The organism is Parvimonas sp. M20 (assembly GCF_035282425.1).
Taxonomy (GTDB): Bacteria; Bacillota; Clostridia; order Tissierellales; family Peptoniphilaceae; genus Parvimonas.
The window spans coordinates 20,849-34,048 of record NZ_JAYKBQ010000003.1 but is presented as its reverse complement, the minus strand read 5'-3'; the positions used below and the strand labels follow the sequence as shown (position 1 = coordinate 34,048).

General features: G+C 24.9%; 10 protein-coding genes and 1 other RNA gene. All 11 read right to left on the bottom strand.

Annotation, left to right across the window (positions count from 1 at the left end; all coding sequences use genetic code 11):
- The gene (nth, locus tag VJI93_RS02255) at positions 1–639 is read right to left on the bottom strand and encodes an endonuclease III (RefSeq protein ID WP_293439756.1); all 639 of its coding nucleotides are present in this window, start codon (positions 637–639) and stop codon (positions 1–3) included.
- A gap of 123 nt (positions 640–762) precedes the next feature.
- Positions 763–2,043, bottom strand: coding sequence for a methionine gamma-lyase family protein (locus tag VJI93_RS02250; RefSeq protein ID WP_323998940.1), 1,281 nt, complete (start codon positions 2,041–2,043; stop codon positions 763–765).
- A gap of 1 nt (position 2,044) precedes the next feature.
- A complete protein-coding gene (miaA, locus tag VJI93_RS02245) occupies positions 2,045–2,986 on the bottom strand; it encodes a tRNA (adenosine(37)-N6)-dimethylallyltransferase MiaA (protein ID WP_323998937.1) in 942 nt (313 codons plus the stop codon).
- A gap of 2 nt (positions 2,987–2,988) precedes the next feature.
- A complete protein-coding gene (mutL, locus tag VJI93_RS02240) occupies positions 2,989–4,842 on the bottom strand; it encodes a DNA mismatch repair endonuclease MutL (protein WP_323998935.1) in 1,854 nt (617 codons plus the stop codon).
- A gap of 13 nt (positions 4,843–4,855) precedes the next feature.
- Positions 4,856–7,441: a DNA mismatch repair protein MutS gene (gene mutS / locus VJI93_RS02235; protein WP_323998934.1), complete on the bottom strand. Its 2,586-nt coding sequence runs from the start codon at positions 7,439–7,441 to the stop codon at positions 4,856–4,858.
- A 12-nt stretch (positions 7,442–7,453) separates the two neighbouring features.
- Positions 7,454–8,770: a tRNA (N6-isopentenyl adenosine(37)-C2)-methylthiotransferase MiaB gene (gene miaB, locus VJI93_RS02230; protein ID WP_323998933.1), complete on the bottom strand. Its 1,317-nt coding sequence runs from the start codon at positions 8,768–8,770 to the stop codon at positions 7,454–7,456.
- 11 nt (positions 8,771–8,781) lie between these two features.
- Positions 8,782–9,249 (bottom strand): SsrA-binding protein SmpB, encoded by a 468-nt coding sequence (gene smpB / locus VJI93_RS02225; RefSeq protein WP_323998930.1) that lies wholly within the window; start codon positions 9,247–9,249, stop codon positions 8,782–8,784.
- A 4-nt stretch (positions 9,250–9,253) separates the two neighbouring features.
- The gene (gene rnr, locus VJI93_RS02220; RefSeq protein WP_323998929.1) at positions 9,254–11,347 is read right to left on the bottom strand and encodes a ribonuclease R; all 2,094 of its coding nucleotides are present in this window, start codon (positions 11,345–11,347) and stop codon (positions 9,254–9,256) included.
- Positions 11,348–11,408: 61 nt separating this feature from the next.
- Positions 11,409–11,741: RNase P RNA component class A (rnpB, locus tag VJI93_RS02215), an RNA gene on the bottom strand.
- 6 nt (positions 11,742–11,747) lie between these two features.
- On the bottom strand, positions 11,748–12,527 hold the full coding sequence (locus VJI93_RS02210; RefSeq protein ID WP_323998927.1) for a Nif3-like dinuclear metal center hexameric protein: 780 nt from the start codon (positions 12,525–12,527) through the stop codon (positions 11,748–11,750).
- Positions 12,517–13,197, bottom strand: a complete 681-nt coding sequence (locus VJI93_RS02205; RefSeq protein ID WP_323998925.1) for a tRNA (adenine(22)-N(1))-methyltransferase — start codon at positions 13,195–13,197, stop codon at positions 12,517–12,519. Before VJI93_RS02205 ends, VJI93_RS02210 begins: the two co-directional genes overlap by 11 nt.
- Positions 13,198–13,200: the final 3 nt, after the last annotated feature.

The window sequence follows — 13,200 nt, the reverse complement described above, 5'->3', positions numbered from 1 at the left end:
CTATAAATTCTTAAAGTATAAACATTCGGAATTTATTATGCAATTTTTACAATCTGGTTTTCTTGATTTACATAATCTTCTTCCATGAAAAATAAATAAATGATGTGCTTTATTCCATGTATTTTTCTTTAGCTTCTTCATTAATGCAAATTCAGAATCTAAAACATTACCTTCATTTATAATTCCTATTCTATTTGTAACTCTAAACACATGAGTATCTACAGCAAGAGAAGGAATACCAAAAGCACAAGATCTAACTACATTTGCAGTTTTTCTTCCAACTCCTGGTAATGAAGTTAATGATTCCATATCACTTGGAACTATAGAATTATATTTTTCAACTAAAATTCTACAAGTTTCTAAAATATTTTTACTTTTTGAATTATAAAAACCACAACTATGTATATATTTAGACAAACCATCAACATCTAAAGTTAAAAATTCTTCTGGAGTCTTAAAATCCTTGAATAATTTTTCAGTAACCTTATTAACTCTTACATCAGTACATTGAGCAGATAAAATAGTTGCTATCAGCAACTCGAAACTGTTAGAAAAATTAAGTTCTGGTTTTGCATCAGGATATAATTTTTCTAATTTTTCCATTACAATGTTTATTTTTTCCTTAGATAAACATTTCAAAACATTCACTCCAATATCTTATTATTTAATAGCTATAGTTTTTTGTAAAAAGTGTAAAACTATAACTATTATACCATAATTTTTTTTAAAATACGCTAATTCTTAAAAATATTTTTAAAAATTCTATAATTTTATGTATTTTTTACCATAAAAAGTATTTAATACATTAATTAATGCTGTTTTAGTTTGATAAAAATTTAGACCTCCTTGATAATATACATTATAAGGTTCTCTTAAAGGTCCATCTGCACTTAATTCAATACTTGAACCATCTATAAAGCTTCCAGAAGCCATAATAACTTTATCGGAATATCCTGGCATATCCCATGGATAAGGAACAACATGACTATCTACACAACAAAATTCTTGTATAGCTCTGCAAAAATCTATAACTTTGTTCTCATCATTTAAAGTAATTACTTGAATAATATCGCTTCTTTTTTCATTATATTTAGGAATTGTTTTATATCCTAACTTTTCAAAAATATATGATACTAATATTGCACTTTTTACCGCTTCTAAAACCACATGAGGTGCAAAGTATAATCCTTGAATTATTGCTCTTGTAGTACCAAAACTTACACCTACATGTTTTCCAAGACCAGGAGAAGTAAGTCTATTAGAAATAGATTCTATAATATCATTAGAGTTTGAAACTATGTATCCTCCATTTAAAGTTATTCCTGCACCTAAATTTTTTAATAATGACCCTACAACTATATCAGCACCAACTTCTATTGGTTCCTTTTTTTCTACAAATTCACAGTAACAATTATCAATCATTATAATAATATCTGGAAACTTTGATTTTATTTTTTTTATAACTGTTTCTAGTTCACTAATTGAAATACATCTTCTACTGCTATATCCAGGAGATCTTTGAATAGCTAATAATTTAGTCTTTGAATTGATTTTAGATAATACAGTTTCTACATCAATTTCATTATTTACTAAATCAACCTTATCATACTTTATTCCATAATCAAATAGTGTTCCCCTTTCATTTCCAGTAATACCTATAACCTTTAAAAGTGTATCATAAGGAGTTCCTGTTATATAAATAAATTCATCTCCTGGTAATAAATTTCCTTGCAACGCTAAAGATATTGCATGAGTTCCACAAGTTATTTCTTGCCTTACTATGGCATCTTTTGCTTTAAAGATATCACAATATATCCTTTCTAATTTCTCTCTTCCAAAGTCTCCGTATCCATATCCAGTTGTCCAAGAAAAATCAGTAGCAGATAATTTTTGCTTTTTAAATGCATTTAAAATTTTTAATTGATTATATTCTTCAATTTCTTTTAGATTTTCAAATTCTATTTCTATTTCTTTAGAACATTTGTTTACAAAATTAATAATTTTAGAATCAAAACTAAAATCAGTATCTAAATATTTTTCCAATTTATAAATCTCCCTTAGTTAAAAAATCTTTTATTAATTTTTTAGATTTAAGTAGAACTTCATCATATCCATTTTCAACATCAATCCAATGTATACTTTCATTTCTATTAAACCAAGTAAATTGTCTTTTAGCGTATTTTCTTGAATTTTGTTTTATATTATCAATACACGATTCAAGAGTAACTTCTCCTTTGAAATATGGAATAAACTCTTTATATCCAATAGCAGTAAATGGTTGTGAATACTCTCCATATTTTTCATATAAACTTGTTGCTTCTTCAATGAGTCCATTATTAATCATTATATCAACCCTAGAATTTATTTTATCATATAATATTTTTCTATCTAAAGTTAGCCCTATTATTAAGTAATCATATTTTCCAATATTATTTTCATAATCTTTGCATTGCTTAGAAAATCCTTTTTTTGTATTTAAACAAACTTCTATTGCTCTAATTACTCTTTTTATATTGTTTTTATGAATTTTTTCTCTACTTGAATAGTCTAGATATAATAATAAATCATAAAGCAAATCTGCCCCATTTTTTTCGTAAAATTTGGTTATTCGTTCTCTTAAATCCATTGATTGTTCAGCATCGGTAAATTTAAAATCATATAATATAGAATTTACATAAAGTCCTGTTCCACCGGCAAATATTGGAATATTATTATGAGAATATATTACTTCAATGTACTTCTCTGCCATTTTTTTATATTCAGAAACATTAAATTTTTGATTGCCATCTAAAATGTCAATCATATAATGATTAATTCCTCTTACTTCTTCTTCTGTTATTTTAGCAGTTCCAATATTAAATTCTTTATAAATTTGCATGGAATCACAAGAAATAATTTCTCCTGAAAAATTTTTCGCTATGTCAACACTTAATTTCGTTTTTCCAACAGATGTAGGGCCAACAATAAATATTATTTTTTTTTTCATTTTTATTCCTTAAAAAATAATTTATCAAAATCTTCTTCAGATATTTTTCTTAATATTTTTTTATCATAGAAATTTATATCTAGATTTATTTTTGATAACTGTGACAACAATTCTTCTACTTCAAAATCTGTTAAACTAGTATTTATTCGTTTTTTACAAACCATTTTGTATAATGAGTCTTCAAACACTCTATTATCTTTAAATAACAGTTCATCAAGCATTTCTCTAATATCTTCTTTATCTAAATTATCATTTAATAAATTAGGCATTGTTCTTATCGCTATAGAATTTTCATCAAAAAGATCAGCTTCTATACCTAAATTATTCAACTTATCTTTAATAGTATTAAACACACTCAATTTATATTCATTTAATTCCAAAATTATAGGAAATAAAAGTATTTGTTTTGTAATAGTGTGATTATTGTAATTATCCAATAAATTTTCATATAAAAGTCTATATTTAGCATTTAATATATCTATAATAATAAACTCATCCTTATCGGACAATAGAATATATTTTGAAAAAATTTTACCTATAACTTCATAATCTGAAATGTCTTTTGAAGTTCCAGTATTATCATCAAGTTTTATTTGTTCTAATACTGGAGCATTTTCTACTTTTTCGTCCTTAACAATATAATTTTCAATATTATCTTCTTCATTTATCATTTGTATATCATTTTTATTTACTTTAAATAAATCATCATAAGAAAATTTATTTACAATATTTTGTGTATTATAATCTTCATCATAAATTATAGTTTCAATAATATCTTCTTCTGAAGATTGATTGTTTTTATTAATCTTTTCTTCGTTGTATAGGATTTTTTCTTTTTGTTCTTCCTTAGCAGATATAAAATCACTTGTAGTATTTTTTAGAACAATATCAGTAATATTATTATTCAGTAAATTTAGTAACTTGTCTTCAAAAATAAATTTAATCTTTCTTTTATTCGGATGAACATTTATATCTATTAAACTAGGATTTACTTCTATAAATATTACAAAAGAAGGAAACTTTCCTTTTGGTATTAATGTAGCAATTGATTTTTCTATTATATTTCTAATCTTTTCATCAAAAATGTATCTTCCATTAACAAATAAAAATTGTGATGTTCTACTACCTTTATAAAAGTGATTATTTGAAATATATCCATAAATCTTATAATCTGAATCCTCAATATTTATAGAGATTAAATTCTTATAAAAATCATCTTTAAAAATATATTTTATATTATCTTTTAGAGTATTTCTTTCGCTTGTTTCAAATATAACCTTTGAATCTTTTATATATTTAAAAGATATTCTTTGATTAGCCAATGCAAAAGAGTACATTAATGTTGTTATAATTGAGTTTTCATACGCATCTGATTTCAAGAATTTCTTTCTAATAGGGACATTGTAAAATAAATCTCTAATGTAAATTGTTGTTCCTAAGTTCATCCCTATCTTATTTTTTCTAATAATTTTATTATTTTCAAGATAACAGTGAATTCCAAATTCACTATTTTGAGTTCTTGTATTTATATCAACTTTTGAAATTGCAGATATACTTGCTAATGCCTCTCCTCTAAATCCATAAGAAAGAATTGAATATATATCTTCAAAATTATTTAATTTAGATGTAGCATGTTTGGTGAATGCCAACTCTATATCATCTTCTTCGATTCCACATCCATTATCAGAAATCATAATTTCTTTTTTACCGGCATTTTTAATTTCAACTTTAATAAAAGTTGCACCTGAATCTATTGAATTTTCAACCAACTCTTTTATTACAGAATAAGGATTTTCTATAACTTCTCCTGCTGCAATTTTTTGAATTGTATCTTCTGATAATAATTTTATAGACATATTAATCTCCTAACTATTCATTATCACTTTTAGCGATATTTATTAAATCATTTAATATTCCAAAAGCCTCCATTGGACTTATTTTTTCTATATTTATACTATTTAGATTAGTAATTATCTTATCATTAAATTTAGATTTTATTTCATTCGAGCTATCAATAATATCTTTTTCCATTTCCATTTCATTCTTTTCAATACTATCAAGAATAACTTTTGAACGATTTATAACTTCCATTGGAAGCCCTGCAAGCTTTGCAACTGCTATCCCATAACTCTTATTAGCTCCACCATCCATTATTTTTCTTAAAAAGACTATTTCATCATTTTCCTTGTCTTCAATTACTTGGATATGTTTATTTTTAATGCAAGCAAAAGTATGTTCTAAGTCAATCAATTCATGATAATGTGTAGCAAATAATGTTTTTGATTTTATATTTTTTGTAATATACTCAAGGATTGCCCAAGCAAGACTTAATCCATCAAAAGTTGAAGTTCCTCTTCCAACTTCATCAAGTATAAGCAAACTATTTTTTGTAGCATATCTTAAAATATTATTAACTTCTTTCATTTCTACCATAAAAGTACTTTCACCCTTATATAGATTATCTGAAGCACCAATACGAGTAAATATTTTATCTACTATTGAAATATTTGCACTATCAGCAGGTACAAATGAACCAAGCTGAGCTAATATAACTATGAGAGCAATCTGTCTTATATAAGTTGATTTCCCACTCATATTAGGTCCTGTAATAATCTGAATTAAATTATCATTTTGCCCTATATTTGTATCATTAGGAATAAACTCATTTATAGAACTTAAAAAACTTTCTATAACAGGATGTCTTCCGTTTTTTATATCTATTATTCCTTCTGAGTTTAAAGTCGGTTTACAATAATTGTTTTTAAATGCAACTACGGACAATGAATAAATTGAATCAACGAACGAAATAATGTCTGATAATTTTTGCAATGTTTTAATATTCATTTTAATAGTATTTCTTATAGATATAAATAGTTCATATTCTTTTTCTATAATATCACTTTCAGACCCAAAAATCATATTTTCAATTCTAATAAGTTCATCTGTTTTATATCTATTTGCATTGGTTAAAGTTTGTTTTAATACAAAATATTCTGGAACTAAATTTTGATATGACTTTGTAACTTCAAAAAAATAACCTGTTTTCTTATTAAATATTAATCTTAAATTTTTAATACCAGTAGTATTTCTTTCATCTACTTCATATTTAATTAGTTTTTCTTTTCCAACAATTTTATTATTTCTAATTTTATCAAGTTCATCATCATACCCAATCTTTATTAAATTTCCCTCTTTCAATAAAATTCCTACATCTTCAAGAATTGCTGAATCTATCAGATTATAGATATACTCGGTATCGGGAATATTTAAAGCTATATTGGAAAATAAAGTATTACTATCTAAAAATAATCTTTTAATTTTTGGAATAGCTGATAAAGAATTTTTTAAATAAATTAAATCTCTTGCATTACAATTACCAAAAGAAATTTTTGAATTTATTCTCTCTATGTCAGAAATACTTCCTAATAATTCTTCCAATTCATTTCTTAAATTTGAATTTAAAACTAAATCTTCAACTAGAGATTGCCTCCTTTGAATTTTTTCTATTTCTAGAAGAGGCTGATCTAACCATTTATTAAGCAATCTAAAACCCATAGGAGTTTTTGTGTAATTTATAACTGATAATAAAGAGCCATTTATATCATTACTAAAATTATTTTTTTTAAGTTCCAAATTAATTCTTGAATTAGCATCAATTCTTAGATAATCGCTTAATTTATACAAATTAACCTTTTTAAAATCATTCAATTTAACATTAAATCTACAAACATATTTATAAAAGTTATCTATTGAAAAAAGTAATATTTTATTACTAAGATTATTAGAATAAAATTCTTCATTATTATCTCTTAAAGATTTAAAATCTTGATCGATATCTACTTTTGTATAAATAATTCTTAAATTTTTTAATAATTTAACAACACTTTTTTCTAATGATTTTAATATATTTGAGTTTAGTATTACTTCTGAAGGTGTAGTACGAATTACCTCTTCCTCTAGAGCTGTAATTAAATTTTCTCTATTCATTTCAAAAATACTTGTACAAAATATTTCACTTGTTGATATATCAGAATATGTGATACTTAAATTTGTTGAATCCATATAAATACTCATAATATAATTATTTTTATTAATAGCTAATTCATCAAATTCATCAATAGTTCCCGGAGTTACTAATTTAATAACTTCTCTCTTTACAATTCCTTTAGCAAGTTTTGGATCTTGAACTTGTTCACAAATAGCAACTTTAAAACCTTCAGAAACTAGCTTATACAGATATTGATTCACAACATGATATGGAATACCACACATTGGTGCAGTTTTTCCACCACCACAATCTCTTTTAGTCAAAGCTAAATCTAAAATTTTTGAAACTATTTTTGCATCATCAAAAAACATTTCATAAAAATCACCTAGTCTATAGAATATAATACAATCATTATAATTAGACTTAATTTCTAGATATTGTTTCATCATTGGTGTAAAATCGCTCATAACAACTCCTTACTAAACTATCTCTCCTTCAAGTGCAAATGAATTATGTCCAGTTATTTTAACATTAACTAGCTGTCCAATATTTCTTTTTCCACCTTTAAAATGTACTAATTTATATCCTCTTGTTCTACCTGTAAGAATTTCTGGATTATTTTTACTAATTCCTTCAACTAAAACTTCAAGAGTTTGTCCTAAACATTCTTTATTTTTTTCATAAAATATTTCATACATAGAATCAATTAATCGCTGAAATCTCTCTTGTTTTACTTCATGTGGAATTTGATTTTGCATTTCGGCAGCTTTTGTCCCTTTTCTTATAGAATATAGAAAAGTAAATCCCTGATCATATCCAACCTTTTCTACCATACTTAAAGTATCTTCAAAATCCTCTTCCGTTTCTCCTGGAAATCCAACAATTATATCAGTAGAAAGCGTAATATAAGGTACTTTCTCTTTTAGTTTTCTAATTAATTCTAAATAATGCTCTCTGGTGTAAACTCTATGCATATCTTTTAAAATTTTATTACTACCAGACTGGAATGGTAAATGAATATTTTCACATACTTTATCCAAATTAGCTATTGCATCTATTAATTCGTCAGAACAGTCTTTTGGATGACTTGTCAAAAATCTAATTCTTTCTATTCCATCTATCTCATTAACCATTTTTAATAACTCTGGAAATGTAACTTTAGGTCTTAATGTTTTTCCATACGAATTGACATTTTGGCCTAGTAATGTTATTTCTTTATATCCCTTTTTTGCTAATTCTTTTATCTCATTAATAATACTTTCAGGTGTTCTACTAATCTCTTTTCCTCTAGCATATGGAACTATACAAAAAGTGCAATAATTATTACAACCTGTCATTATATTTACATAAGCAATAAATGGATGTTCTCTATTTATAGGTGTTTCATCATCAAGTATATCTTCTTCTTCAATATCTACGACAACTTCTCCCGTGCTTCTATGTCTAGAAATAAGAGAAGGCAATCTTGAGATATTTTTCGTTCCAAAAATTATATCTACATGTTTATATTTTGAAATTATAGTAGCTCTTGCATCACCTGTTTGCATCATGCAACCACAAACCGCTATAATCATTTCTGGTTTCTTTCTTTTTAAATTTTTTAAAGCACCAAGTTGCCCATAAACTTTAAGTTCTGCATTCTCTCTGACTAAGCATGTATTATAAATAATAAAATCTGATTTTTCTAAATCATTTTCTTTTGTATAACCTAAAGTTTCTAATAAATATGATATTTTTTCCGAATCATGATGATTCATTTGACAACCATAAGTTATAATCGTATATTTTTTGCTCAAAAAATTCACCTCTATTTGTATTTGTTTTTTAATGCATATTGCATCTTTCTCTCGTGTTCTTTTTCAAGCATACTGTCTCTCTTATCATAATTTTTTTTACCACGAGCGAGTGCAATATCAAGTTTTATCCATCCGTTTTTAATATGAACATTTAAAGGAATTAATGAATAACCTTTTTCTTTAGTTTGTCCAATTAATTTATTAATTTCTCTTTTATTTAAAAGTAATTTTCTTTCTCTTGTAGGTTCTAAATTGTATATATTCCCATGATCGTAAGGTGTTATATTCATTCCAAGAATAAAAACTTCTCCACTCTTAATTGAACAATAACTCTCCTTAATAGAAACTTTTCCCTGTCTAATACTTTTGACTTCAGTTCCTGATAAAGAAATCCCAACTTCGTAGATATCTTCTATAAAATAATCATGTCTTGCTTTTTTATTGTTCGCTATTGTTTTTATAGTCGTCTTATCTCTCATAATATCACCTATTTAAATAAAAATTTATTTCATTAGTTATTTCATTTACTTTTGCAACAATAACTTCCACTCCCATTCCAATATCGAATACACTTTTTGTTCTTCTACCGATAGCCGTTAATGTTTGTTCATCAAATTCATAGTAATCATTCATAATATCTTCATATTTAACAAGTCCTTCAACAGTATTTTCTAATTGCACAAAAAGTCCAAATGAAGTAACTGAAACGATAATTCCTTTAAAAACTTGACCTATTTTATTTTTCATAAATTCCACTTTTTTGATATCTTCTAACTTTCTTTCTGCATCAATAGCTAGTACTTCAGTATCATTTATATGATTAGAAGTTATATCTAAGTAGCTTATATAATTTTTTGGTATTTCAATATTTGAATGCAAATAATTTTTTAAAGTTCTATGAACAGTTAAATCTGCATATCTTCTTATAGGAGAAGTAAAATGACAGTATAAAAATGTTGCCAATCCAAAATGTATATCAATATTTGGAGAATATCTAGCTTTAGTCATAGATCTTAAAATAGAATAGTTTATAAAATCAGATCTATTTGTATCTTTAAATTGATCTATTATTTCACTTAGATACTTTGAAGAAATCATATCTATAGGTTTCATTTCTATATTTAAACGATTTAAATGATTTCTTAAGATTTCTAATTTATCTTCTGGTGGTTTAGAATGAATTCTATATATTATAGGAATATCACAATCTCCAAAATGCTTTCCAACTACTTCATTAGTACATATCATAAAGGACTCAATTATTCTATTTGCTAACCCATTTTCTTTCTTTGTTATATTTTCAACTTTACCATCTTTGTCAAAAGTAATTGCAATTTCAGGAAAATTAAAATCTATAGTTCCCCTATTTATTCTTTTATTAGTTAAAATATCATCTAATTCTTTCATAACTAATAATTTTTCTTTTAAAGTTTTATCATTATAAAAATGCTTTTTACCCTCTAAAAAATCTGTTACATCATCATAAACTAACCTATAATTACTATTTATAACGGATTCATAAAATTTATATTCTTTAACATTACCATTTTCCCCAATTATCATTTTCACAGTAATAGCTAATTTATCAGTATTAGGATTTAAAGAACAAAGATTATTAGAAAGTAATTCTGGTAACATAGGAACTACATAGTCAATTAAATATACACTATTACCTCTCTTATAGGCTTCTCTATCTAACTTGCTGTCTTTTTTTACATAATGAGATACATCTGCTATATGAACATAGAGCACATAATCATCTTCTTTTTTATCAATAGATATGGCATCATCAAAGTCTTTTGCATCAGCTCCATCAATAGTAACAGTAAATAAATTTCTAAAATCTACTCTATTTTTAATTTCTTTTTTTATATCCATTTGTTTTAGTTCTTCTAGTTCTTTATTAATCTTATTGGAAAATTTATATGGAATTTCCATATCTTTTAATAAAGAAATTATTTGAGTGTTTTTATCATTTTTATTTCCTATTACTTCAATTATTATTCCCTCAGGATTTTTCTGTTTATCCGGAAATTTAATTAATTTACAAACTACTTTATCATCAGTTCTAGCTCCGTTTTTATCACCTTTTTTTATAAAAATATCATAATTACATTTAATATCATCAGGAACTACAAACCCAAAGTTTTTATTTTCTGTAAAAGTACCAACAATTAAATTGCTATTTCTATTTAAAACATTTATAACTCTACCTTCAGCTTTCGAGTTTATTCCCTTTTCTTTTATTATTTCTATTTCAACATCATCATTATGATTAGCGTGATTTAATTCCTTTTTTGGAATAAAAACGTCATCAATATCATCTTCAGAGATAAAAAATGCATTACCTTTAGTTGTAAAAGAAATCTTACCTTTTAAAATTTCCTTTTTTTGATAAATACTATATTTATAGTCAATTAATGATATTTTTTTATTATTAACAAGAGAATCTAATAATTTAAAAAATTGCTTCAAACTATTAAATGAAATATTTAAAGCTACAGCTAGTTCTTCCTTTGTTAATGGAATATAATTCTTTTTTTTCATAAAATTTAATACTTGTTTTTCTAAATTCATTAAAATCTCCTTATATGTAAAAGTAAAAAAATATAAGGTAATACCTTATATTTAATTATAAATATTAAGCAAAACTATAAGCCGTGTTCTGTATTAGACAATCATCTATCTAGACAAATTGTTGCCAATTTGTTCAAGCAATCTACCTATGAACGTAGCGAGCAGCTACAAAAGTTCAATCTTGATCTTGCACCGAATGGGGTTTACATAGCCATATAGTCTCCTATATGCTGGTAAGCTCTTACCTCACCTTTCCACCCTTACCATTATAAATGGCGGTATATCTCTGTTGCACTAGCCTTAGGGTCGCCCCCACTGGACGTTATCCAGCATCCTGCTCTGTGGTGCACGGACTTTCCTCGTGATTAGCTCACGCGATTATCTGTTTTACTTAATTAGATTAAAATATATTTCTTTTAAAAATATTATTTCTATAAAGTAATATTTTTAAATTACTATTTTTATTTATCAAAAATTCTTTTAAAGATAATAAGCCTGAAATTTCTGACTCAAAATGACCCAAGTCAATAATATTTAGATTATTTTCTAAAGCTAATTGAATATCATGATACTTAAAATCTGAACTAATTAATAAATCTACTTTCTTTGAAATTGCATTTTTAATAGAAAATGCTCCTGACCCTCCTAGTACTGCAACTTTTGAAATACTTTTTTCAATATTACCAAAATATAGTATTGGATTTTCAAAATTATTTTTTAGTTTTGTAAGATAATTTTTGAATGTATCATTTTCAATACTTCCAACTATTCCATAACCATAACCATCTTTATAATCAACAAAAACTTCTTGATTATTTAATAAACATTTATCTGCCAAATATTTATTTACTCCATTTGGATGAATATCTAAAGGTGTATGGAGAGAAATCACATTAATTTTATTATTCATCAATAGTTCAAGCTTTTTATAATATTCAGAATTCACATTTAAATATTGAATTTTTTCAAAAAATAAAGGATGATGTGTGATAATGCAATTAATATTATTTGATACTGCACAATTAATTGAATCAATCGTAATATCAAGTGCTAGTAAAATTCCTTTAACTTCAGCTTTGAGATTCCCAATCTGAAATCCTGAATTATCCCAATCTTCTTGTAAGGAAAATGAATATTCGGTATCTAATAATTCTATAATATCACTTACTTTAAAATTCATCTAAAATCCCTCTAATTTCATTTATTAAATTAGTAATTTCTATAATTCTTTCATTATTTTTACTTTGTTTACTAATTTTATCTGCAATATCTGTATATTTTTTTAGTTCATTTTCTAAAAATAATTTTAAATTCTCAGATTTGTTTTTTATAAGCAACTTACCATATAAGTATTCAAAATCATTTCTGTAAAAATCTTTACCTCTTTTTACCTTCAAAATTTGATAATATTTTTTATTTTCTATTACATCATCTTCTCTTTCTATAACAAAATTATTATGCAATAAAAATTTTCTAAGAATATCCAATGAATTATTTGGAGATAAAATTAAGTTATTTGCAGATTTTGCAACATTTAGATTTTTTTCTAAAATTTCTTTAATTAGAATTCCACCCATACCAGATATAATTATTGTATCTACTTCAAATTCATCAAAGCAATCTAAACCATCAGATACTCTAGTTTCAATATTTACTATGTTGCTATTATATATTAGCTTTTGTTCTAATTTTTCTAGACAGCTTTTACTAATATCAGTTGCAATAATTTTTTTTGATATATTATTTTTCGATAATTCTATAGGTATTATTCCGTGATCAGTTCCTATATCTGCAACAATCGAATTTTCATCAACTAAATTGCAAATCTTTTTTAATCTTAAACTAGCCATATA